We start from the raw sequence: 22,313 nt of genomic DNA on the forward strand, positions 1-22,313 counted from the left end.
CGGACCCAGGCCATGATGGCGCCGCGCTCTTCGGGACTCAGGTGGGTGTAGTGGTGGCCCATGTGCAGAACCCTTCGGTGGGTGATGCACTTAAGCTTAGAGACCGCCTAACCAAAGAAGTTGCTTTTCTTTTAATCACAAGCCCGCACGTTCGGCGCATACGCGGGCATGCAACACACGGGACATCCATGTCCCGGTGTTGCACGGCGCGCATCCATGCGCGCCGCCCTCCGGGTGTCCTTTGCCTTGGCGAGTCTTAGACCGCGCACAGCCAGGAGCTAGAGCCAAGCGGAAACTAAGCCGAAACAGTACAGAAGCAAAGCCGAGCGAATCAGAACCTCGCATCGATGGTCAGAAACACCTGCCGCGGTGCGTTGGCGTGGAAGGCGAAGGTCTTGCCCTGCGGATCGGAGGCGCTGAAAGCGGTCAGGTTGCTCGCGGTGCGTTTGTCGGTGAGGTTGCTGCCGTTGATCGCGACCGACCATTGGCGGAACGGGCCCATCGCGCCGAAGGTGTAGCGGGCCGAGGCGTCGAAGGTGGTCGAGCCGCCGAAGCCGTTGTCGTTGGTGTAGGTGTAGTAGCGCTTGCCGGTGTATTTGCCGCTCAGGCTCAGCAGCCAGGGGCCGCTGCGGTAGCTGAGTTCGCTCGACAGCATCTTGTCGGGCACGTCGACCACGCGCTTGTCGCGGGTCTGGATCTCGCGGCCGGCATCGATGTAGTTGTCCTGGTAGGTCGACTTGTTCCACGACAAGGCGTTGTACCACTGGAACCGCTCGCTCGGCTTCCAGATGAAGACCAGCTCGCTGCCGACGCTGTCGACCGAGCCGACGTTGAAGAACTTGGTAATGCACTCGGGGCGAGTACCGGCCTCGATGCTCGAACAGGGGTTGAGCGACAGCAGGCGGTTGTCGAAACGCACCGCGTACAGGCTCAACGAGGCCTGGTAGGTCTCGCCGACGCGGCGGTAGCCGGCTTCGATGGTGCGCGACTCTTCCGGGTCGAGGCTGGCCTTTTGCGCATCGAACGCGGCCTGGTTGATCGCCAGCGGGCCGCCGGCGCCACCGCCGACGAAGGCGGCGACGTTGCGCGTATAAGCCGCAAACAGCTCCTGGCCTTCGCCGAGCTTGTAGCCGATGCCGAGCTGCGGCAGGAAGCTCTTGTCGGTCTTGAGGCGGCCGGTCGCGTTGGGCACTTCCATGGTCGACGGCGCCACCTGGCGCGCGCGCATGTCGACCTGGGTGCTCTTGGCGCCGATGTCGAGGGTCATGCGCCCGTCGAGCAGGCTGATGGTGTCCTGCAGATAGGCCTGGCGCGTGTTGATGCGGTACTTCTGCAAGAACAGGCGGCGGTCCGGGTCGCGCAGGTAACGGTCGTCGTTGACCGGGCCTTCGATGAAATAGAAATTGCGCTGCACGTCGTGGTGGTTGCTCTCGTACCAGAAGCCGCCTTCGATGCGGTGGTTGCCGAGCTCCCAGTTCAACGAGGCCATCGCGCCGTAGCGGTTGATGCCGTAGTTGGTGCTGCGGATCGAGATCGGGATCGCCTTGGCGGTGTTCGGGTAGGAGTAATTGCCCGGCGACCACCAGTGGCCCTGGCCGCGGTTGTCGTGGTAGTAGGCCTGCGACTTCAGCTGCACGCCTTCGCCGAGATTGAACTCGCCGGCGATCGCGGCCAGATGATCGGTGCGCAGCGCGCGGCTGGCGTAGTAGGCATCGTCGATGCTGTTGGCCGGGCCGCTGAAGGCGCAGCGCGGGTCGCCGGCCAGGTGCTGGCGCGCCGGCCACGGGCGCGGCGCGCAATAGGCGGCGGCCAAGGCGCGCTGCCAGTCGGGCTTGTACAGGTTCCAGTCCCAACCGGCGCCGCGCGCGAGCAGGCCCTTGGACAGATAAGCGAAATTGGCCTGGCTGGTCTCGGCGCTGGCGAGGTAGGCGCTGATGCGATGGCCGCCGGCGAAGTTGTAGACCGCCTTGAGGTTGACCTGGTTCTGGTCCTGATTGTCGCCCGGCGCCGACCACATGTCGGCGCTGAGGATCGAACCGGAAAAATACATCGAGAAGCCGCCGTGCTCGCCGGTGTCCAGGCGCGCATAGGTGCGACGGGTGCTGTCGCTGCCGAAGGTCTGGGCCAGGCGCAGGCCGAACTCGGCCTCCGGGTCGGACGAGAAGTACTGCAGGGTGCCGCCGAGGTTGCTGGTCGAGGCGGTGCCGAGCGAACCCACGCCGGCGGCGAGTTCGGCGCCGGCGAGGTTCTCGCCGATCAGGGCGCGGCTGATGCCCAGGCCGTTGTAGTTGCCGTAGCTGTTGTCGCCGAGCGGGATGCCGTCGAGCGTGTAACCCAACAGGCGCTGGTTGAAGCCGCGCAGGCTGATGGTCTGGGATTCCTCGTTGGCGCCGTAGACGTCGTTGGACTGCACCGAGATGCCGGGCAGCTTGTTGAGGATCTTCTGTGCGCTGGTGCCCGGGGCCGGCAGTTCCAGGTCGGCGCGCTTGATGCGCTGGACCTGGCGGGTCTCGCCCATGCCGATCACCGACACCGCATCGAGCGTGGTCGCGTCGCTGTCGGCGGCGGCATCGGCCGCGGCGTCGAGGGCACTTGTTTCGAGGGCACCCGTTTCGAGAGCACCTGTTTCGAGGGCATCCGTTTCGAGAGCGCCGGTTTCGAGCTCGGCGGCCTGGGCCGGCAGCATCGCCAGCACCGACCAGATCGCCAGCACCAGGGTCGGCGTTGCGTGGGCTCGTTTCATTCGCACATCTCCAAAGGGCATCGATCACAGCCGACAAGGATGGCGGTCGCAGATGACGCGGAGATGGCGAGACTGCACACGCGACGATGGGCGCAGGACGTTGCCGGGGCGAGCGCAACCTTTGTCCCCCACCGCGCGAGCCGCGGAGTCATCGACCGCGGTCACGGCGCCGAACGCCTCGCCGCGCCCCATCCGCAGCCGATCGAATGCGCTGCAGGCTTGCATTTCCAGCCTTCGGCGCCGCTCCGGCCGCCCTAACCCTAAGGTGCTATTGGTCGCTGCCGGCCGCGCGCCCACCATCGGCAACGGGCGCAGGGACGTGCCGCCGTCGTGCCATGGCCGTTCCGCGATGTATCTCTCATCGAACGATCCGGCGCCGTCCCTTCCGTTACCAGGAGCCGCCGTGAGCGCCACCACCGCCGACACTCTCCTCGCCAGCGCACCGGCCATGAGTCCCAGCCAGCGCCTGAAGTCGATCTTCTCCGGATCGATCGGCAATCTGGTCGAGTACTACGATTGGTACGTCTACAGCGCGTTCTCGCTGTACTTCGCCCACGTGTTCTTCCCCAAGGGCGACAGCATCTCGCAGGCGCTCAATGCCGCGGCGATCTTCGCCGTCGGCTTCCTGATGCGCCCGCTCGGCGGCTGGGTGTTCGGCCGCTACGCCGACCGGCGCGGCCGCAAGGCGGCGCTGATGCTGTCGGTGCTGATGATGTGCACCGGTTCGCTGATCATCACCTTCACCCCGGGCTACGAGACCCTCGGCATCTTCGCGCCGATCCTGCTGGTGTTCGCACGCCTGTTGCAGGGGCTCAGCGTCGGCGGCGAATACGGCAGCTCGGCGACCTACCTCAGCGAGATGTCCTCGCGCGAGAACCGCGGCTTCTGGTCGAGCTTCCTCTACGTCACCCTGATCATGGGCCAGCTGCTCGCCCTGATGGTGCTGATCGTGCTGCAGCAGTTCGTGCTCGACGATGAGCAGCTCAAATCCTGGGGCTGGCGCATCCCGTTCGCGATCGGCGCCCTCGCCGCGGTGATCGCCCTGTACCTGCGCCGCAACATGCAGGAAACCGAATCCTTCACCAAGCTCAAGGCCAGCGACACGCCGCTGCGCAAGGAAGGCTCGCTGCGCACGCTGATGCAGCACCCGCGTGCGGTATTGACCGTGATCGGCCTGACCATGGGCGGCACCTTGGCGTTCTACACCTACACCAACTACATGTTGAAGTTCCTCACCATCAGCACCGGCTTCGACAAGGAGACCGCGTCGCTGATCAATGCCGCGACCCTGTTCGTCTACATGCTGATGCAGCCGCTGGTCGGCGCGCTGTCCGACCGCATCGGCCGGCGCCCGCTGCTGATCGCCTTCGGCGTGCTCGGCACGGTGCTGACGGTGCCGGTGATGCACCTGATCCAGGGCGCGCAGACGCCGGTGCAGGCGTTCTGGCTGATCATGATTTTGCTGAGCGCGGTCAGCGGCTACACCGCGATCAATGCGGTGGTGAAGGCCGAACTGTTCCCGGTCGAGATCCGCGCGCTCGGCGTCGGCCTGCCCTATGCGCTCACCGTCGCGCTGTTCGGCGGCACCGCCGAACCGGTCGCACTGTGGTTCAAGAAGATCGGCATGGAGACCGGCTTCTTCTGGTACGTCAGCGCCTGCATCGCCTGCTCGCTGCTGGTCTACACCCTGATGCCCGACACCCGCAAGCATTCGCACATCGACCGCGACTGAGCGCCACCGCTCCACTCGTTGCTCGTTCCTCTCCACTCGTTCCTCGCCTGAGTACCCGCCATGAAAAAGTCCGGCTCGCGTTTCTACCTCTGGGTGCTCGGCGCCATCCTCCTGGGCGGCGTGGTCGGCCATTTCTTCCCGGACTTCGCGGTCAAGCTCAAACCGCTCGGCGACGGCTTCATCTCGCTGATCAAGATGCTGATCGCGCCGATCATCTTCCTGACCGTGGTGCTCGGCATCGCCGGCGTTTCCGACGTCAAGAAGGTCGGCAGGGTCGGCGTGAAAGCCATCCTGTATTTCGAGGTCGTCTCGACCTTCGCCCTGGTGATCGGCCTGATCGTGGTCAACACGCTCAAGCCCGGCGCCGGCTTCAACGCCGATCCGGCCACCCTGGATGCGAGCGCGGTCGAGAAGTACGCCGCGGCGGCCAAGGACCAGAGTACGGTCGATTTCCTCCTGCATATCATTCCCAAGACCTTCACCGACGCCTTCACCGGCAACGGCGACCTGTTGCAGGTGTTGTTGCTCGCGGTGCTGTTCGGTTTCGCCCTGCTGCACATCGGCAAGACCGGCGAGAAGATCGTCGACCTGTTCGAATCGGTGTCGAAGGTGTTCTTCGGCATGATGAGCATGATCATGAAGCTGGCCCCGATCGGCGCCGGCGCGGCGATGGCCTTCACCATCGGCAAGTACGGCGTCGACTCGCTCGGCCCGCTGGCGCGCCTGATGGGCAGCTTCTACCTGACCTGCGCGGTGTTCATCCTGGTCGTGCTCGGCACCATCGCCCATTTCACCGGCTTCAGCATCCTGCGTTTCATCCGCTACATCCGCGACGAACTGCTGCTGGTGCTCGGCACCTCCTCGTCGGAGTCGGCGCTGGTGCCGCTGATGCGCAAGCTCGAACGCCTGGGCTGTTCCAAGCCGGTGGTCGGCCTGGTGGTGCCGAGCGGTTATTCCTTCAACCTCGACGGCACCAACATCTACCTGACGATGGCGACGATCTTCATCGCCCAGGCGCTGAACGTCGACCTGACCCTGACCCAGGAACTGACCCTGCTGGCGGTGGCGATGCTGACCTCGAAGGGCGCGTCGGGCGTCACCGGCGCCGGTTTCATCACCCTCGCCGCGACCCTGACCGTGGTACCGGCGGTGCCGGTCGCGGGCCTGGCGCTGATTCTCGGCATCGACCGCTTCATGAGCGAGGCGCGCGCGCTGACCAACTTCATCGGCAACGGCGTAGCCACCATCGTGGTCGCGCGCTGGGAGAACGAACTCGACCGCGACAAGCTCAATCACGAGCTGCTCAACCCGCCGAGCGCGACCGAACTCGACGCCGCCCTGCCCTCGGACACGCATCCGCCGCTGGCCGACAAGACCGCCTGACTCCCGATTTTTCAGTAGTACCTCCTCCCTAGCCATCGCCGCAGCCGGACGCACCGCGTCCGGCACGGCACGCTGCTGCCAGGACGGCTGCCGCACGACCCTGGAGCCCGTCCCGATGCCGCGTCCCGATCGTCTCGCCCTCGCCTTGTCCGCCGCCGTGTTGTCCGGCGCCCCGCTCTTCGCCCAGGCCGCGGGCTTCGACGACTGGCCGACCAAGTACAGCTTCGACAACGGCACCGAGTTGTCGGCCACCGGCAATTTCGCCTACGACGTGGTCGACTTCTCCGGCGATAGCGGCTACGGCACCGCCGCGACCACGCTCAGCGACGACGGCCACTACCGGCGCCGCGAATTCGGCATCGGCCTGAAGAAGAAGGACGTCTACGATTTCACCGCGGTGATGGACTTCGAGTCCAAACTCTGGCTCGACGTCGCCCTGCGCGTGGAAACCAAGGCCTTGTTCGGCGCCGACTACGGCAAATTGCGGGTCGGCTATTTCAAGACCCCGGTCAGCATGGAAAGCGTGGCGGCCTCGCGCACCGGTAGCATGATGGAACTGTCGGAGGCCTCTCAGGCGATATTCCAGGGACGCCGCACCGGCGTGGAATGGTCGCTGGAGCGGCCGCGCTACGCCTTCAGCACCGCGTATTTCTTCGGCCACGACCTGCAGGGCGACAACCCCGGCACCACCGCCGCGGCGCGCGCGGTGTGGACGCCCGTCAAGGACAAGAACCGCGTCGTGCACCTGGGCCTGACCGGCTCGGTCGAGAACCCGCACGGGTTCCGCGACGGGCGCGGCACTTACTCCGGCCCGTCGGCGCGGTTTCGCGCGCGCCCCGAAAACGGGCTGACGTCGGTGCGCCTGGTCGACTCGGGCAGCCTGCGCAACACCGACCGCATCGTGCGCAACGGCCTGGAAGCCTTGTGGATCGACGGCCCCTGGTCGCTGCAGGCGGAATGCCTGCGCGCAAGCGCCGAACGCGACCATGGCGCACGCGATTTCACCGCCCAGGGCTACTACGTCACCGGCAGTTGGGTGGTGACCGGCGAAACGCGGCCCTACAGCAACAACAACGTCGCCAACGTCAAACCGGCGCACGGTTATGGCGCGGTGGAACTGCTCGCGCGTTACGGGGAACTCGACCTCGACGACGGCGGCATCGCCGGCGGCCGCCAACGCGACCTGACCCTCGGCGTGAACTGGTACCTGACCACGCACTTCAAGCTCCAGGCCAACTACGTGCGCGTGTCGGCCGACAAGGGCGTGCTGTCGGCGGATCCGCAAATGCTGGAGCTGCGGGCGCAGATGCATTTCTGAGAGTACGCAGAGTTGTCGGCAGATTGCGTCGATGTTGTCTTGCCACGGTCCCGGCTTGCGCCGCTCCTACCCTTTGGATGCGTTGCTCTGGGGTAGGAGCGGCGCGAACCCTCGACACCCGGCGCCCGTCCGACCACCGCCCCAAACCGGTTAGTCTTGCACCGAGGCCCCAGCGAGCCCCGCCACCGTGATTCCCCGCCCCCGCCAGCTCAAGACCGCGCTATGGATCGCCGCGATCCTGGCCGTGCTGTTGCTGGCGATGCTGATCGCCGGACGCATCGCCTATTCGCAGGCGCTGCAGCGCCAGGCCACCGAGGCGCGCGCCCTGCTCGATCAACGTGCCCAGGTCATCGAACAGCACATCGACCGCTACCGGATCATGCCGGCGGTGCTGTCGCTGGATCCGCAACTGCGCGCCACCCTCGCCAACCCCGACGACACCCTGCAGCGCCAGCGCGCCAACGAACGCCTGGTCCAGCTCAACTTCGCCAACCGCACCAGCACCCTGACCCTGATCGACGGCAACGGCATCGGCATCGCGGCGAGCAACTGGGCCGGGGCGAACAGCAACGTCGGCCACTCTTACGCCTTCCGTCCTTATTTCCAGCAGGCGATGACCGAAGGCACCGGCGAGTTCTATGCGATCGGCGTCACCACCCACGTGCCCGGCCATTTCATCGCTCGCGCCATCCACGACGAACGCGGCGGCGCAGTCGGCGCGGTCGCGGTCAAGGTGGAACTCGAAGACATCCGCTCGGACTGGAGCGAACGCGGCGACCTGGTCCTGCTCAGCGACGCCAACGGCGTGGTGTTCCTGAGCGCGAAGCCGCAATGGCGCTATCGCATGCTGGAAACGCCGACCCCGGCGCAACGCCGCGAACTGCAGCTGACCCGCCAATACCAGGGGCAGTCCTTGCGCCTGGCCTCGATCCGGCTCGAACGCGACATCGGCGGCGGCGCGCGCGTGGTGCGCTTGCGCGACCCGGCCATGCGCGAACCGATGCTGTGGCAATCGCTGCACCTGCCGCGCGAAAACTGGACCTTGCACCTGCTGCGCGACACCACGCCAAGCCTGCGCACCGCCTGGATCGCACGCGCGGTCGCCGCAGGCGGCTGGTTGTTGCTGGTCTCGCTGGCCCTGCTGATCCTGCAGCGTCATCGCATCGCGACCCTGCGCCTGCGCAGCCGGCAGGAACTGGAAAAGATGGTCGAGCACCACGCCGAGGCCTTGCGCACCGCGCAGGACGGCGTGGTCCAGGCCGCGCGCCAGGCCAGCCTCGGCGAGGGCCACAGCCTGGAGCACTTACCGCAAGGCGTCAGCGTGGTCGACGCACAATTGCGCCTGGTCGCCTGGAATCAGCGCTACGCCGAGTTGTTCCGCTATCCGCTCGAACTGCTGCAGGTCGGGCGGCCGATCGAAGACCTGATCCGCTACAACGCCCGCCGCGGCCTGCTCGGCAGCGATCCCGAAGAGGCGATCCGCCGTCGCCTCGATCATCTGCAGCGCGGCCAGCCGTATCTGCACGAACGCGAGCGACCCGACGGCACGGTGATCGAGATCCGCGGCAACCCGATGCCCGACGGTGGCTTCGTCACCAGCTATGCCGACATCACCGCCTACAAGCAAGCCGCGCGCGATCTGCGCACGCTCGCCGACAGCCTCGAACGCGGTATCGAGCAACGCACCAGCGACCTGCAGACCGCCAAGGGCGAGGCCGAACGCGCCAACCGCTCCAAGACCCGTTTCGTCGCCGCCGCGGTGCACGACTTGTTGCAGCCCTTGAACGCGGCGCGCATGTATTTGTCGTCGCTGCGCCGGCGCGTCGATGCCGAAGGCCGCGAACTCACCGACCACATCGAGGCCGCGCTGGCGGCGCAGGACGACATCCTGTCGAGCCTGCTCGACATTTCGCGCCTGGAATCGGGCGCGCTCGAAGTGCGCCGCGCCGCCCTGCCGTTGGCGCGTGTGTTCGCCACCATCGACAGCCAGTTCCGCATCCTGGCCGAATCGCGCGGGCTGCGCCTGCATTGCATCGCCTCCAGCGCCGTGGTCGACAGCGACGAGGTGCTGCTGCGCCGGATCGTGCAGAACTTCCTCTCCAACGCCTTGCAATTCACCCCGCGCGACGGCCGCATCGTGCTCGGCGCACGGCGTCTGCGCGACGGTCTGCGGATCGAAGTCTGGGACACCGGCCCGGGCATTGCGGCCAACAAACTCGAACTGATTTTCGAAGAATTCCAGCGCCTCGACCTCGGCGTCGAAGCACCGCCGCGCGGCGCCGGGCTCGGCCTGGCGATCGTGCGTCGCGTCGCCCAGTTGCTCGACCACCGCGTCGCGGTGCGCTCGTGGCCGGGCCGCGGCAGCGTGTTTTCGGTGGAAGTGCCGTATGCGGCCGTGCAAGCCGAACCGGTCGCGGCCGCATCTTCGGGCCAGACCCACGACAGCGAAGCAGGGTCCGACCTCGACCCGTTATTGCGCGGCCGTCGGGTGTGGGTGATCGACGACGACCTGCATTCGCGACAAGCCGCGCAACGGCTGCTCAGCGACTGGGGCTGCCGCGTCGACACTGCCACCGACGCCGCCGGCGCCCTGCATATGGCCGCATCGCTGGCCATGCCCGAACTGTTGCTGCTCGATTACCGCCTCGGCGAAAGCACCGGCTTCGAACTGGCTGCGCAACTCGAAGCCGAGTGGGAGCGCATGCCGCCGGTGGTGCTGATGTCGGCCGACGCCGACGCCACCTTGCGTCCGCGAGCCGCCGAACGCGGCTGGAGCTTCCTGCCCAAACCGCTCAAACCGGCCGCGTTGCGCGCGCTGTCGATGCGCTTGCTGGGGCGAGGTGTGGGTGAAAGTCGCCCCCTTTGACAAAGGAGGCTGCGCCCTGCTCAGCCACGAGGCATGAACTCGGCATAGTGGCACGGGAGATTTGCTTTAACCCTCGTTGCAGAGCCAAAGCAAATCCCCCCTGCCCCCCTCAACAAAGGGGGGAACGGCACGGCAGATCTAGCGTGTTGTCGCGTCATACAAGATCCCTCGCCATATCGAAGATACCGATCGTGAAAGTCGCCCCCTTTGACAAAGGGGGCTGCGCCCTGCGCGGCTATGAGGCCTGAATTCGACTCAGTGGCGCGGGGGATTTGCTTTAGCGCTCGTTGCAGAGCCAAAGCAAATCCCCCTGCCCCCCTTTGCAAAGGGGGGAAGCTGCACGGCTGATCTGGCGCGTTGTCGCGTCATGCAGAATCCCTCGCTGCATCGAAGATGCCGACCGTGAAAGTCGCCCCCTTTGACAAAGGGGGCTGCGCCCTGCGCGGCTATGAGGCCTGAATTCGACTCAGTGGCGCGGGGGGGCTTTAGCGCTTACTGCAAAGCCGAAGCAAATCCCCCCTGCCCCCCCTTTTGCAAAGGGGGGAACTGCACGGCTGCCTTGTCGCGTTATCGGCCCTGCAAGATTCCATGTCGCATCAGAAAGCCAACCGTTGAGTCGCCCCCTTTGACAAAGGGGGCTGCGCCCTGCACGGCTACGAGGCCTGAGTTCGATTCAATGGCGCGGGGGATTTGCTTTAGCTCTCACTGCGAAGCCAAAAGCCCCAGCCCCTTTTTCAAAGGGAGGAACGGCGCGCGGGTTCCGGCGTCCTCTTCTGCTACTACGCTGTCGAGCCGTGCAAGTCCGCGACTTCGTCTTCCAGCGACAAGCCCTTCACCAACACCGCCGCCTGGGTGCGCGAATGGCAGCCGAGTTTGCGCAGGATCGCGGTGACGTGGATCTTCACCGTGTTCTCGGCCAGCGACAACTCATAGGCGATCTGTTTGTTGAGCAGGCCGTCGGCCAGGCGCATCAACACGCGCAATTGCTGCGGCGTCAGCAACGCGAGTTTGTCCGCGAGCTGGGCATCGTGTTCGTCGCGCTCGGCCTTCTGCGCCGGAAACCAAATGTCGCCGGCCAGTACCGCCTTTACCGCTTCGCCGAGCACCGTGGTCGGCGCCGACTTCGGCACGAAAGCGGCCGCGCCGAACTGCTGGGCGCGGCGGATCGTGCGCGGGTGTTCGTTGGAGGAAATGATCACCACCGGCAACTCGGGCCGCTCGCCGCGTGCGTACACCAGCGAGGAGAAGCCCATCGCGCCGGGCATCATCAGATCGAGCATGGCCAAGTCGAATTCCTCGCCGCTGCCGATGGCCGCCTCGAGCGCGCTCTGGCTCGACACCTCGACGATGCTCGCGCCCGGCGCGATCTCGCCGAGCGCATAGCGCAACGCCGCCCGGAACATCGGGTGGTCGTCGGCAATCAGCAGGCGCAGGGTCTCGCTCATCGGACTGGGTCCCCCTCGGACTTCGGAGCGGGATCGATGCTACACGCTCGAGGCCGGTTCGGCGGCAGAGGAGCCGGCCCTTCTCCCGCTTGAGGAAAGGTTGCCGCGGCGCCGTAATGTGCCGACGAGGCGGATCGCCATCCTGCTGCCCTCATCCGGCCCTGCGGGCCACCTTCTCCCGCAGGCGGGAGAAGGGTTCAAGGCCGCCGGCGATCTCGGCTCCCGTCTCCCTCTCCCACTTGCTGGGTGAGGCGCTCGCGACAACGACGACGAATCGCTCCTGCGACCCCAAACAAAAACGGGGCGGCCAAGGCCGCCCCGTTCATGCATCGCGATCGCAGCGCGATCAGCCCAGCAGGTGGGCCACGCCGGCGCGCTCTTCTTCGAGCTCGGCCAGGGTCTTGTCCATGCGCTCGCGGCTGAAGGCGTCGATTTCGAGGCCTTCGACGCGGGTGTACTCGCCGTTCGCGGTGATCACCGGCACGCCGTACATCACGCCTTCCGGAATGCCGTAGCTGCCGTCGGACGGCACGCCCATGGTCACCCACTTGCCGTCGCTGCCGAGCACCCAGTCGCGGATGTGGTCGATCGCAGCGTTGGCCGCCGAAGCCGCCGAAGACAGGCCGCGCGCTTCGATGATCGCCGCGCCGCGCTTGCCGACGGTCGGGATGAAGCTGTCGGCGTTCCAGGCGGCGTCGTTGATCTTGTCCTTCAGCGACACGCCGCCGGCCTTGGCGAAGCGGTAGTCCGGGTACATGGTCGGGCTGTGGTTGCCCCACACGATCAGGCTGTCGATGTCGCCCACGGCGACGCCGGCCTTGGCGGCGAGCTGGCTCAGCGCGCGGTTGTGGTCCAGGCGCAGCATGGCGGTGAAGTTCTTCGCCGGCAGATCCGGCGCCGACTTCATCGCGATGTAGGCGTTGGTGTTGGCCGGGTTGCCGACCACCAGCACCTTGACGTCGCGCGAGGCGACCTTGTTCAGCGCGGCGCCCTGGGCGGTGAAGATCTTGGCGTTCTCCAGCAGCAGGTCCTTACGCTCCATGCCCGGGCCGCGCGGACGCGCGCCGACCAGCAGGGCCACGTCGGCGTCCTTGAACGCGACTTCGGCGTCGTCGGTCCCGATCACGCCGGCCAGCAGCGGGAACGCACAGTCCTCAAGCTCCATGATCACGCCCTTCAGCGCGGCCTGGGCCTTTTCGAGCGGCAGTTCGAGCAACTGCAGGATGACGGGCTGGTCCTTGCCGAGCATTTCGCCGGAGGCGATGCGGAACAGCAGCGAGTAGCCGATCTGGCCGGCAGCACCGGTGACGGCAACGCGGACGGGGGTCTTCATCGGGGTGTTTCCTTCGCTAGTTGATCGATGGTGCGGGCGCGGAGCCCGCCAAGGTGATCGTGAATGAGGGTGCGAAAGCGCTACGCGCTTTCAGAGTGGATTGCCGCGCCAAGCGCTTTCAGAATCGATAGCCGCGCCAGGCGCATTCGGAGTCGATAACGGCGTCAGGGGCCTTAGAGCCGATAGCCCAGCGGTTTCAGCCGGTCCTTGATCTCGTCCATGTCGTAGCCGTAGACGATCTCCTGGCCGACGATCGTCACCGGCACGCCGCGCGCGCCGACCGCGCTCATGGCGCGTTGGCCGGCGGGCGTGTCGATGTCGATGATGCTGTAGCGCACGTCGGCGAGCTCGAAATCCTTGCGCAGCTTTTCGCAGTAGCCGCACCAATCCGCGGCCAGCATCACGATGCGCTTGTCGCCGGTCTGGTGCCGCGGGTCGTCGGGTTTCAGTTCCGCCTGGCGGGTGGCGAACCAGGCGGTATCGCCCTTGTAGGCCAGCGCATACGCGCCACCGGCCAGACCGAGGATCAGCAGGACGGTGAGTACGCGCATGCGGGGCTTTCCTTGGCTACGTCAGTGATGGGACTGCGCCGGGCTCAGACGAGCTCGGCGAAGAACTCCTGGAACCGCTGCAGGCCCGGTGCGAGCTGCGGCGTCGGGCAGGTGTAGCTGATGCGCAGCGCGCGCGACTCGCCGAACGCCGAACCCGGCACGCAGGCGACGCCCTTGGTTTCCAGCAGCGCGCTGCAGAAATCCATGTCGTTGCCGATCTTCAGGCCGCTCGGCGCATGGGTCTTGCCGAAGGCGACGCTGATGTCCGGGAACACGTAGAACGCGCCCTGCGGACGCGGGCAGACCAAGCCCGGAATCGCGTTCATCACCGCCATGACCTGGTCGCGCTTGGCCTGGAACTCGGCGCATTTCTGGGTCGGCACGTCCTGCGGGCCCGACAGCGCGGCGACCGCGGCGGCGGTGACCATCTCGGGCACGTTGGTGATGTGGTTGGAGTTCATCGTGGTCACGGCCTGGGCGACCGATTCCGGCCCCGCCATGAAGCCCACGCGCCAACCCGGCATGCCGTAGGTCTTGGACAGCGAGTCGATGAAGATCACGCGGTCGCGCAGTTCCGGACGGGCGTGGACGAAGTTGTGGTAGCCCAGGCCGTCGAACACCATGCGGTTGTAGATGTCGTCGGTGATGATCCAGGTGTCCGGATACTTCGCCACGACGTCGGCCAGCGCGTCGATTTCTTCCTTCCCGTAGACCATGCCGGTCGGGTTGGACGGGTTGTTGAACAAGAACACCTTCGGCTTCTTCGCCAGTGCGGCGTCGAGCTGGGCGGGGGTGAGCTTGTAGTCCTGCGAGGCCGGGCACGGCAGCAGGTCGATCTGGGCGTTGACGATCTCGGCGATGTCGAGATAGCTGGTCCAGTACGGGGTCGGGAACGCGATCGTGTCGCCTTCGTCGAGCAGCGCCTCGGCGATGTTGTAGATCACGTGCTTGGCGCCGATGCCGGTGGCGACGTTGACGCGGCCGTAGCCGGTCAGGCCGATCTTGCCCATGTGCTCGATGAAGGCATCCAGCAATGCGTCGGCACCGCGGTTGCTGCCGTACTGGCCGCTGTCTTTGGCCAGCGCATCGCGCACGGCGGCGTAGACATGGTCGCCGGGCAGAAAGTTGGGAACGCCGATCGAAAAGCTGATGATGTCGCGGCCTTCGGCTTTGAGCCGCTTGGCCTTTTCGGCAACCTGCATGATCGCGCTGGGCTTGGCGCGACCGATGCGCCGGGCGAGCTGGGGCATCGTCTTGAACCTCGTGGGGTGGTGTACGACGGAGCTGGTGCGGGATGAGGAGCGTGCGCGAGACGGCAGTGGCGGCGCGTCGGCGTGCCCGGCAGCTGAAGAACAATGCTCCGGAAACGCCTGCCGGAACCACTGGTTCGAGCCGCAAAATGGTAGCACAGCGTCGCCGCCACGCCGGCTTCGATCACGCCTGTTTACGCGCCCGGATCGGCGTCTTCGCCGCCGTTCGCGGTGCCCGATCGGCGCGCCGCTTTGCCCGGACGGCCGCTTCGGCGCGGTCGCGGGGCCACCGCCGCGGCGGATGTCGGCGGCAGCGCCCCGAAAACGAAAAGACGGCCTTGCGGCCGTCTTTCGTGTACTGCCTTCGGCCAGGACGGCGAGCGCCGCAGCCCCGCCACGCCTCAGGCGCGAGCGTTCTCGTCGAGGACCTTGTTCCAGTCGGCGACGCGCTCGGCCTTGGCGGCCAGGGCGCCGGCGACATCGCCTTCGATCTTGACCGACTTGATCTTGTCGCCCTGCTTGACCGCGTCGACCACGTCCAGGCCTTCGAGGACCTTGCCGAATACAGTGTGCTTGCCGTCGAGCCAATCGCAGACGATATGGGTGATGAAGAACTGGCTGCCGTTGGTGCCCGGGCCGGCGTTCGCCATCGACAGCACGCCGCGCTGGTGGCCCAGGCCGTTACGGGTCTCGTCTTCGAAACGGTAGCCCGGGCCGCCGGTGCCGGTGCCCTGCGGGCAACCGCCCTGGACCATGAAGTTCGGGATGACGCGGTGGAAGTTCAGGCCGTCGTAGAAGCCGCGCTGGGCCAGATTGACGAAGTTGGCGACGGTCAGCGGCGCCTTGTCGGCGGCGAGTTCGACGCGGATCGGGCCGCGGTCGGTGTCGAAAGTGGCGATCAGGCTCATACAGCGGACTCCAGATGGTGCGAGGGGATGGGATAACGGACGTTCGGCAGCCGACATGGCGGCGCCCGGGACCATCCACAAGGGTACCCGATGGGCGATTCGGCCGGCCCGCCATGAACCGTGCGCGGCCGCGCCCGCGGCAGCCCGCCGGCGCCCCGATTCAGCGCGAGCGCAGGAAAACCCCGCTTCAACGGGCCTCGGCGCGGCGGCCTGCCGGCCCGGATCGCCTGCCCCATTCATAAAACTGGCCCCCAGGCGAATAAATCCTCGCTCCCGCCGGCACTTGCCATCTTTGCCCGCTATAATGATCGGCTTACTTCCTCAGCTATAGCGCCTTCCGGCGTCCAATCGCATGTCCATCGAACGCCTGCGCAATATCGCCATCGTCGCCCACGTCGACCATGGCAAGACCACTCTCGTCGACTGCCTGCTCAAGCAGTCGGGCACCCTGTCCGAACGCACGGTGCTGGCCGAGCGCGCGATGGACAGCAACGACCAGGAAAAGGAACGTGGCATCACGATCCTGGCCAAGAACACCGCCATCACCTGGCAGGGCAACCGCATCAACATCGTCGACACCCCAGGCCACGCCGACTTCGGCGGTGAGGTCGAGCGCGTGCTGTCGATGGTCGACTCGGTGCTGATCCTGGTCGACGCGATGGACGGCCCGATGCCGCAGACGCGCTTCGTCACCCAGAAGGCCTTCGCGATGGGCTTCAAGCCGATCGTGGTGGTCAACAAGATCGACCGCCCGGGCGCCCGTCCGGACTGGGTCATCGACCAGGTGTTCGACCTGTTCGACAAGCTCGGCGCCACCAACGAGCAGCTCGACTTCCCGATCGTGTACGCCTCGGCGCTGCACGGCTACGCCAGCCTCGACGACGCCGCGCGCGACGGCGACATGACCCCGCTGTACGAAGCGATCATGAAGCACGTCCCGCCGCCGGAGGTCGACCTCGACGGCCCGTTCCAGATGCGCATCAGCCAGCTGGACTACAGCAACTTCGTCGGCCTGATCGGCATCGGCCGCATCCAGCGCGGCAAGGTCCGCCGCAACATGCCGGTCAGCGTGATCGACCGCGAAGGCAAGAAGCGCCAGGGCAAGGTCCTGCAGGTGCTCGGCTTCATGGGCCTTGAGCGCCTGGAAACCGAGGAAGCCGAGGCCGGCGACATCGTCGCCATCTCCGGCGTCGCCGAGCTGTCGATCTCCGACACCGTGTGCGCGCTGGACACCCCGGAAGCGCTGCCCGCCCTGACGGTGGACGAGCCGACCATCAGCATGACCTTCCAGGTGAACAACTCGCCGTTCGCCGGCAACAAAGAGCTCAGCGGCGGCAAGTTCCTCACCAGCCGCCAGCTGCGCGAGCGCCTGGAGCGCGAAACCCTGCACAACGTGGCGCTGAAAGTCGAAGAAGGTTCCGACCCGGACAAGTTCCTGGTCTCGGGCCGCGGCGAACTGCACCTGTCGGTGCTGATCGAGAACATGCGCCGCGAAGGCTTCGAGCTGGCCGTGTCGCGTCCGGAAGTCATCATCAAGGAAATCGACGGCAAGCTGATGGAGCCGATCGAGCAGTTGGTGGTCGACATCGAAGAGCAGCACCAGGGCGGCGTCATGGAAAAGCTGGGCACCCGCAAGGCGCAGCTGAAGAACATGGAGCCCGACGGCAAGGGTCGCGTGCGCCTGGACTACATGATCCCGGCGCGTGGCCTGATCGGCTTCCAGAACGAGTTCCGCACCCTGACCCAGGGTTCGGGCCTATTGTTCCACGTGTTCGACCATTACGGCCCGAAGGAACAGGGCGCGATCGCCAAGCGCATCAACGGCGTGATGATCGCGAATGCGCCGGGCGCCACCCCGGCCTACTCGCTGGGCCCGCTGCAGGATCGCGGTCGCCTGTTCGCCGCCGAGGGCGACAACGTGTACGAGGGCCAGCTGATCGGCATCCACTCCAAGGACAACGATCTCACCGTCAACGCCATCAAGACCAAGCCGCTGACCAACATGCGCGCTTCGGGCAAGGACGATGCGATCCAGCTGAGCCCGGCGATCAAGTACACGCTGGAACAGGCGCTGGACTTCATCGAGGACGACGAGCTGGTCGAAGTCACCCCGAAGGAAATCCGCCTGCGCAAGAAGTTCCTCACCGAGAGCGATCGCAAGCGCGCCTCCCGCGCGGCCTGATCGTTAGCACCGCCGCCTTGCTGTAAGGCGGCATCGCCCCAACGCTCCTGTCCCGTTCGCGGGAGAGGCCTGGGGCCAGGGAACGCGCGCCGATGGCGCGCGTTCCGGTTTCTACGGCCGCTCCCCTCGGCCGGCCGACACCGGCACGATCGTCGAACGCACGATCGATGGCAGGCGCCGGGAACCCTGACGCGCAACCGGGATCGAACGCCGCATGTCCATGCACGATCTGATCATGTCCGATTCCAACAGGTCCGATTCCAACAGGTCCGATTCCAACAGGTCCGATTCCAGCCGGTTCGATCCGAGCCGATTCGATCCGAGCCCGTTCGATTCCTGCCGGTTCGTTTCGAACCGACACGCGAAGTCTCGCCTGCGGTCCGCACCCGGCGCAGCGCAATGACGCCGACCGACCCCGATTACGACAGCGATTACGACAGCGACCCCAAGGCCCATCCGGGCCTGCACCTGATCGCCGCGGTCGAGGCGACCAAGGGCGTGCTCGCGCTGTCGGCCGCCAGCGGCCTGGAACTGCTCGGCCCGGCCCCGTTGCAGCGCTGGATCGAAGAACTCATCAAGCGCTTCCATCTCGACCCCGAGCACGGCTCGCTGGCCTGGCTCGCGCACGCGATCGACCCGCATGCGGTGCACCTCGCCGCCGGCGTGGTGCTGGCCTACGGCCTGCTGCATCTGATCGAAGCCTGGGGCCTGTGGAAGGCCAAGGCCTGGGCCTCGTGGCTCGGCTGTCTCGGCGCGGCGGCGTATCTGCCGTTCGATCTCTACGCCTTGTATCGCCATCCCGGCTGGCTGGCCATTGCAGTTCTCATAATCAACGTGATCGTGGTTTGGGTTCTCGGCCGCGACCTGTTCAAACGTCGCCACTGACGTCCGCCGTCACGGTTCGGCGGCAACGCCGGCGGCGCGTCGGACGGTTACGCCCGCTTCGCGATCGGGCTCGAAATCACAGGCGGCGCTCATCGAGCGGGTGTATCGTTTTGAGGTCGCGGCCCCGGCCGCAACCGCAGGCCGCGGCTTCCGCATCCCGGCTTGCGCGACGCAAGGCCGTGCGGACGCGCGCAAGCCATCGCCCGCGGTTCCACCGTCCCGGCAAGGCCCCACTCCCCAACGCGAGGAACGTACATGAAGACCTGGTCCAAGCCTCAGATCCGCGAAATCTCGGTCGGCTGCGAAATCAATTCGTACTCCTCCGGCGACCTGTTCTGAATCATGCCCGCTTCCGCCGTCGCAACGCGCGCGAATCGTAACGCTGGCCCGATGGCGACACGATGATGCATATCGTCGTGCTCGGTGCGGCGGCCGGAGGCGGTTACCCGCAGTGGAATTGCAACACCCCCGGCAGCCAGCGCGCCTGGCGTCAGGAGCCCGGCCATAAGCGCCGCAGCCAGGCCAGCATCGCGGTCAGCGCCGATGGCGAACGCTGGCTGCTGATCAACGCCTCGCCCGATTTCCGCCAGCAGGTGCTGGCCATTGAGCGGCTGTGGCCGCAACGCGGCCTGCGCCATTCGCCGATCGAGGCGGTGTTGCTGACCAGCGGCGAGATCGACCATATCGCCGGCCTGCTGTCGATGCGCGAACGCCAGCGCTTCGACCTGTGGGCCAGCGCACGTGTGTTGCAGTTGCTGCGCGACAATCCGATCTTCGACGCGCTCGATCCCGAATACGTGACGCGCAAGCCGCTGCCCCTCGATGCGCCGCTCGATGTCGCCGGCCTCGACGCTCCGCTCGGCCTGCGCGTGACCGCGTTCAGCGTGCCCGGCAAGGTGCCGTTGTTCATGGAATCGCGCAGCGGCGGCGACCTCGCCGGCTCGGCCGAGGAAACCGTCGGCCTGGAGATTTCCGACGGCGCGCAACGCTGCTTCTATATCCCCGGCTGCGCGGCGATGACGCCGGCTTTGCGCGAACGCCTGCGCGGCGCGGCCCTGCTGTTCTTCGACGGCACCCTGTGGCGCGACGACGAGCTGATCCGCGCCGAAGTCGGCCGCAAGACCGGCGCGCGCATGGGCCATATGAACATCCTCGGCCAGGGCGACGACGACACCGCCGGCGGCACCCTCGCCGCGTTCGCCGACCTCGACGTGCGGCGCAAGCTGTTCATCCATCTCAACACCACCAACCCGGTGCTCGACGAGGCCTCGCCCGAACGCGCGCACGTCGCCGCGCACGGCTGGGAAGTCGCCGAGGACGGCATGGAGATCGGGCTGTGATGGAGATCGGGCCGTGAACGCGCACGCCGTCGAAACCGGTTCGTCCGAACCGCGCCTCGCCGACGATGCGCTGCTGAGCCCGGCGCAGCTCGAAGCGCGTCTGCGCGCGATCGGCGCCGAGCGTTACCACGACAAGCATCCCTTCCATGTGCTGCTGCACAGCGGCCGTCTGAATCGCGGCCAAGTCCAGGCCTGGGCGCTCAATCGCTTCGAGTATCAGCGCTGCATCCCGCTCAAGGACGCCGCCCTGCTCGCCCGCATCGAAGACCCCGATCTGCGCCGGATCTGGCGCCAGCGCATCGTCGATCACGACGGCGAACGCCCCGGCGACGGCGGCATCGCGCGCTGGCTGCATCTCACCGATGCGCTCGGCCTCGATCGCGAGCTGGTCGAGTCCGGTCGCGGCTTGCTACCGGCGACGCGTTTCGCGGTCCAGGCCTATATCCATTTCGTGCGCGAACGCAGCCTGCTCGAAGCCATCGCCTCGTCGCTGACCGAATTGTTCGCGCCGAACATCATCGGCCAGCGCGTCGCCGGCATGCTGGCCCACTACGACTTCGTCTCGAAGCCGGCGCTGGCCTATTTCGATTCGCGCCTGCACCAGGCGCCGCAGGACGCCCTGTTCGCCCTCGACTACGTCCAGCGCCATGCCCGCAGCCGCGAGCAGCAGGACGCGGTCTGCGCGGCGCTGCGCTTCAAATGCGAGGTGCTGTGGTCGATGCTCGACGCGCTCTACCTGGCCTATGTCGGCAGCGCGCCCGGCGAGGGCCGCATCGACCTGATCCCGCCGGGCGCGTTCCGCCCCGACCCGCAGCCCGCCCCGGAGCCCGACGCATGAGCACGGCGATCGACGCCCGTACGGTGCCGCGCTTCCCGGTCGGCGTGCGCCTGCAGCACGACCGCGCCCGCGAACAATGGGTACTGCTGGCGCCCGAACGCGTGGTCGAACTCGACGAGATCGCCCATGCCGTGCTCGCGCGCGTCGACGGCGCCGCCGATGTCGCCGCGATCGTCGCCGCGCTCGCGGCCGAATACGACGCCGATGCCGAACAGGTCCGCGGCGACGTGCTGGAACTGTTCGCCAGCCTGCTCGACAAGCGCATGCTCGCGGTCGCAGCGCCGGCCTCATGAGCGCCGTCGCCGCCACGTCCGTGTCGCCGCACGCCGAGCGCGCGCCGGCACCGCCGCTCGCGGTGCTGCTCGAACTCACCCATCGTTGCCCGCTGTCCTGCCCGTATTGCTCCAATCCGCTGCAACTGGTCGGCCTGCGCGATGAGCTGGCGACCGCCGACTGGCTGCGCGTGCTGAGCGAAGCCTCCGAACTCGGCGTGCTGCAGGTGCACTTCTCCGGCGGCGAGCCGACCTTGCGCAAGGACCTGCCGGAACTGCTGCGGCATGCGCGTTCGCTGGGCCTGTACTGCAACCTGATCACCTCCGGCATCGGTGTCGACCGCGAACGTCTGCTCGCCCTGCAACAGGCCGGCCTCGACCATCTGCAACTGAGCATCCAGGACAGCGAGGAACGCGGCGCCGACCGCATCGCCGGGTATGCCGGCAGCCATCGGCGCAAGCTCGCCCTGGCGCGCTGGTGCGGCGAACTCGGCCTGCCGCTGACGCTCAACGCGGTGGTCCATCGCCATAACGCCGAACGGGTCGCGGCGATGATCGAACTCGCGCTCGAGCTGGGCGCCGGCCGGCTGGAAGTCGCGCACACCCAGTACTACGGCTGGGGCCTGCAGAACCGCGCCGCGTTGATGCCGACGCGCGCACAGCTCGACGCGGTCACCGCCGTGGTCGAGGACGCGCGCCAACGCCTGCGCGGCATCCTGACCATCGATTACGTCACCCCCGATTACTACGCGCGCCGTCCCAAGGCCTGCATGGGCGGCTGGGCGCAGCGTTTCGTCAACATCACTCCGGAAGGCAAGGTCCTGCCCTGCCATGCCGCCGAAACCATCGCCGAGCTGCATTTCGATTCGGTGCGCGAGCGCGGCCTGGGCGAGATCTGGCGCGACTCGGAAGCCTTCCAGCGTTATCGCGGCACCGATTGGATGCCCGAACCCTGCCGCGGCTGCGACCGTCGCGAGATCGATTGGGGCGGCTGCCGTTGCCAGGCGCTGGCCCTGAGCGGTCGCGCCGACACCCTGGACCCGGTCTGCGATCGCTCGCCGGACCATGCCGGTGTGCGCGAACTGGCCGAACGCGAATCGCAAGCGCCGGCGCCGGAGTTCGTCTACCGCAAGATCCGGCCCGCGGGCCGCCGCGCGCCCTGAGCCGCGCCAGCGCACGACACTCGCACACGATCCGCAGGACGACCGCCCCGACCGACCGCGGCCTGCGCCTCACGAACACAAGAGTGTGCCTCGCCCACCCAGGT

The 22,313-nt window shown here is 66.9% G+C and carries 17 protein-coding genes; 11 read left to right on the forward strand and 6 right to left on the reverse strand.

All coding sequences use genetic code 11. The features are described 5' to 3' along the window. Positions 1 to 331: 331 nt before the first annotated feature. Positions 332 to 2,686 (reverse strand): TonB-dependent receptor, encoded by a 2,355-nt coding sequence (locus tag ACTOWK_RS13665; protein WP_441330789.1) that lies wholly within the window; start codon positions 2,684 to 2,686, stop codon positions 332 to 334. A 460-nt stretch (positions 2,687 to 3,146) separates the two neighbouring features. On the opposite strand from ACTOWK_RS13665, the gene ACTOWK_RS13670 reads away from it, so the two are divergent. From ACTOWK_RS13670 to ACTOWK_RS13685, 4 genes are all read left to right on the forward strand, one after another. Further along, positions 3,147 to 4,475 carry an MFS transporter gene (locus tag ACTOWK_RS13670; protein WP_441330711.1) on the forward strand — a complete coding sequence of 443 codons (1,329 nt, stop codon included), beginning with the start codon at positions 3,147 to 3,149 and terminating at the stop codon, positions 4,473 to 4,475. 60 nt (positions 4,476 to 4,535) lie between these two features. Beyond that, positions 4,536 to 5,858: a dicarboxylate/amino acid:cation symporter gene (locus tag ACTOWK_RS13675; RefSeq protein WP_441330712.1), complete on the forward strand. Its 1,323-nt coding sequence runs from the start codon at positions 4,536 to 4,538 to the stop codon at positions 5,856 to 5,858. Positions 5,859 to 5,973: 115 nt separating this feature from the next. Beyond that, positions 5,974 to 7,176 (forward strand): OprO/OprP family phosphate-selective porin, encoded by a 1,203-nt coding sequence (locus tag ACTOWK_RS13680; protein ID WP_441330713.1) that lies wholly within the window; start codon positions 5,974 to 5,976, stop codon positions 7,174 to 7,176. Positions 7,177 to 7,366: 190 nt separating this feature from the next. Further along, complete coding sequence (locus ACTOWK_RS13685; RefSeq protein WP_441330790.1) at positions 7,367 to 10,042, forward strand: hybrid sensor histidine kinase/response regulator; 2,676 nt, start codon at positions 7,367 to 7,369, stop codon at positions 10,040 to 10,042. Between the two features lie 779 nt (positions 10,043 to 10,821). Here the strand turns inward: ACTOWK_RS13685 and ACTOWK_RS13690 are convergent. From ACTOWK_RS13690 to ACTOWK_RS13710, 5 genes are all read right to left on the reverse strand, one after another. Then, the gene (locus tag ACTOWK_RS13690; RefSeq protein ID WP_441330714.1) at positions 10,822 to 11,487 is read right to left on the reverse strand and encodes a LuxR C-terminal-related transcriptional regulator; all 666 of its coding nucleotides are present in this window, start codon (positions 11,485 to 11,487) and stop codon (positions 10,822 to 10,824) included. 346 nt (positions 11,488 to 11,833) lie between these two features. Further along, positions 11,834 to 12,820 carry a malate dehydrogenase gene (locus tag ACTOWK_RS13695; protein ID WP_441330715.1) on the reverse strand — a complete coding sequence of 329 codons (987 nt, stop codon included), beginning with the start codon at positions 12,818 to 12,820 and terminating at the stop codon, positions 11,834 to 11,836. A 173-nt stretch (positions 12,821 to 12,993) separates the two neighbouring features. Continuing rightward, positions 12,994 to 13,371 carry a glutaredoxin family protein gene (locus ACTOWK_RS13700; RefSeq protein ID WP_441330716.1) on the reverse strand — a complete coding sequence of 126 codons (378 nt, stop codon included), beginning with the start codon at positions 13,369 to 13,371 and terminating at the stop codon, positions 12,994 to 12,996. Between the two features lie 44 nt (positions 13,372 to 13,415). Continuing rightward, positions 13,416 to 14,621: a pyridoxal phosphate-dependent aminotransferase gene (locus ACTOWK_RS13705; protein WP_441330717.1), complete on the reverse strand. Its 1,206-nt coding sequence runs from the start codon at positions 14,619 to 14,621 to the stop codon at positions 13,416 to 13,418. A gap of 401 nt (positions 14,622 to 15,022) precedes the next feature. Next, positions 15,023 to 15,529, reverse strand: coding sequence for a peptidylprolyl isomerase (locus ACTOWK_RS13710; protein WP_441330718.1), 507 nt, complete (start codon positions 15,527 to 15,529; stop codon positions 15,023 to 15,025). A 352-nt stretch (positions 15,530 to 15,881) separates the two neighbouring features. Between ACTOWK_RS13710 and typA the strand changes: the two genes are divergently transcribed. The 7 genes from typA (at position 15,882) to pqqE (ending at position 22,209) form a co-directional block, all read left to right on the forward strand. Beyond that, positions 15,882 to 17,711 (forward strand): translational GTPase TypA, encoded by a 1,830-nt coding sequence (gene typA / locus ACTOWK_RS13715; protein ID WP_441330719.1) that lies wholly within the window; start codon positions 15,882 to 15,884, stop codon positions 17,709 to 17,711. A gap of 399 nt (positions 17,712 to 18,110) precedes the next feature. Then, the gene (locus ACTOWK_RS13720) at positions 18,111 to 18,596 is read left to right on the forward strand and encodes a DUF2127 domain-containing protein (protein ID WP_441330720.1); all 486 of its coding nucleotides are present in this window, start codon (positions 18,111 to 18,113) and stop codon (positions 18,594 to 18,596) included. Between the two features lie 255 nt (positions 18,597 to 18,851). Next, the gene (gene pqqA, locus ACTOWK_RS13725) at positions 18,852 to 18,935 is read left to right on the forward strand and encodes a pyrroloquinoline quinone precursor peptide PqqA (protein ID WP_036111709.1); all 84 of its coding nucleotides are present in this window, start codon (positions 18,852 to 18,854) and stop codon (positions 18,933 to 18,935) included. Positions 18,936 to 19,000: 65 nt separating this feature from the next. Continuing rightward, positions 19,001 to 19,936: a pyrroloquinoline quinone biosynthesis protein PqqB gene (pqqB, locus tag ACTOWK_RS13730; RefSeq protein WP_441330791.1), complete on the forward strand. Its 936-nt coding sequence runs from the start codon at positions 19,001 to 19,003 to the stop codon at positions 19,934 to 19,936. A 13-nt stretch (positions 19,937 to 19,949) separates the two neighbouring features. Continuing rightward, positions 19,950 to 20,774 (forward strand): pyrroloquinoline-quinone synthase PqqC, encoded by an 825-nt coding sequence (pqqC, locus tag ACTOWK_RS13735; RefSeq protein WP_441330721.1) that lies wholly within the window; start codon positions 19,950 to 19,952, stop codon positions 20,772 to 20,774. Next, positions 20,771 to 21,067 carry a pyrroloquinoline quinone biosynthesis peptide chaperone PqqD gene (pqqD, locus tag ACTOWK_RS13740; RefSeq protein ID WP_441330722.1) on the forward strand — a complete coding sequence of 99 codons (297 nt, stop codon included), beginning with the start codon at positions 20,771 to 20,773 and terminating at the stop codon, positions 21,065 to 21,067. The genes pqqC and pqqD overlap by 4 nt, the downstream gene beginning before the upstream one ends. Then, positions 21,064 to 22,209 carry a pyrroloquinoline quinone biosynthesis protein PqqE gene (gene pqqE / locus ACTOWK_RS13745; RefSeq protein ID WP_441330723.1) on the forward strand — a complete coding sequence of 382 codons (1,146 nt, stop codon included), beginning with the start codon at positions 21,064 to 21,066 and terminating at the stop codon, positions 22,207 to 22,209. The genes pqqD and pqqE overlap by 4 nt, the downstream gene beginning before the upstream one ends. Positions 22,210 to 22,313 lie beyond the last annotated feature (104 nt).

Source organism: Lysobacter sp. CA196, assembly GCF_052078695.1.
Lineage (GTDB): Bacteria > Pseudomonadota > Gammaproteobacteria > Xanthomonadales > Xanthomonadaceae > Lysobacter.